This window comes from Endozoicomonas sp. ALB115, from assembly GCF_049310245.1.
Classification (GTDB): domain Bacteria; phylum Pseudomonadota; class Gammaproteobacteria; order Pseudomonadales; family Endozoicomonadaceae; genus Endozoicomonas.
The window spans coordinates 1-1,183 of sequence record NZ_JBLYZG010000191.1 but is presented as its reverse complement, the minus strand read 5'-3'; the positions used below and the strand labels follow the sequence as shown (position 1 = coordinate 1,183).

General features: G+C 48.4%; 1 pseudogene. It reads right to left on the bottom strand.

Going from position 1 to position 1,183, the window contains the following annotated elements:
• Positions 1-212: 212 nt before the first annotated feature.
• Positions 213-1,183, bottom strand: a pseudogene (locus ACO6VE_RS24555) (hypothetical protein); the annotation flags it as partial.

Genomic DNA, 1,183 nt, shown 5'->3' with positions numbered 1-1,183 from the left:
CCACCACCAATAAAAGCAGACGTACCAATACCTACTCCACCGAAGAGCCCCGTTGCTGCGCCAGCAGCAGCCCCCAAACTGCCTGCAATTACCGCATCAGTAATACTCGATCCAGTTGCTAATGCGCCAGTGAAAGCTGAGACACCACCTATCATTCCACCAATAGCGGTACCAGGTAATCCAATTGGGTGAAAGTCTCATACTGACAAGTACTATGGATCTACTTTATTAGGAAATGGGATGACATTGCCGTTATGACCGCTGATCTTGGCTCGATAGGTGACCGACAGAAGCCGCCAGCCCTTATCAAACCAGTCGCTCTGGATTAAAGACCTGAGCGTTAGAATCCCTTGGCCTCCCGGATTTCTCCACCGCATTCCCGAACATTTCATGCGCTGAGTAACCAGTGTTTTGCATGCTGCTTCAATCACTCCGGAGCCGATGGGAAGACTTTTTGACAAATGCTCTACGTACTTCATCCGTAGGCTATTTTTTCTGAAGTATTCCAGTTCGGTCTTAAGCTTGGATCGGCGCGGGTGTTTTTTGTGTTGGTAAGCCAGGGCCTTGATGACTTTATCAATTCCGCCAGTTTCTTCTTTCAGAATATGCCGGTACGTTTTGAACTTCTCTTTAGCCTTTGGACTATTTTCACCGTACGACAGATCAAAGGCTTTCTTCAGGTGCTCTGCCGCATGGTAAAAGTCGATAATTTCATGACCTTCAGGTAAATCGCTGGAGAGATATGTCCAGTTGTCTTTGGCTCCATCTGCGACTTTCACCAATGTCAGACCCGGCTTTTGTTCAAGGACCTTATTCAGGTGATTTTTGATGGACTGTTTCAATGTCTCCTTCTTGCTCTCGGGCATTCGCCCCATCCTTATGGTGGATAGACGATTACCCAGATCATCATAAAACGACAGCGTCCCACAACTGGCTTCCTGACAACCCGCAGGGCCTCTGGTACGCTTGCCTTCAGCTGCTCCCTTGTCCCGTTTTTCCTGACGCTTTCCGTCCTTCATAGGCAGCATTACACCATCAAGAGAGGCCGCTACCGTCACAGCATTGGCTGGAACCTGAAAGTTGTCTGCCAGAATATACTCAAAAGGTTCAAGATACTGTTCCCACCGTTCACTGAGTTTTGCAGGAAGACGAGCCAAAGTACTGGCCGACGGTTTCATATTTC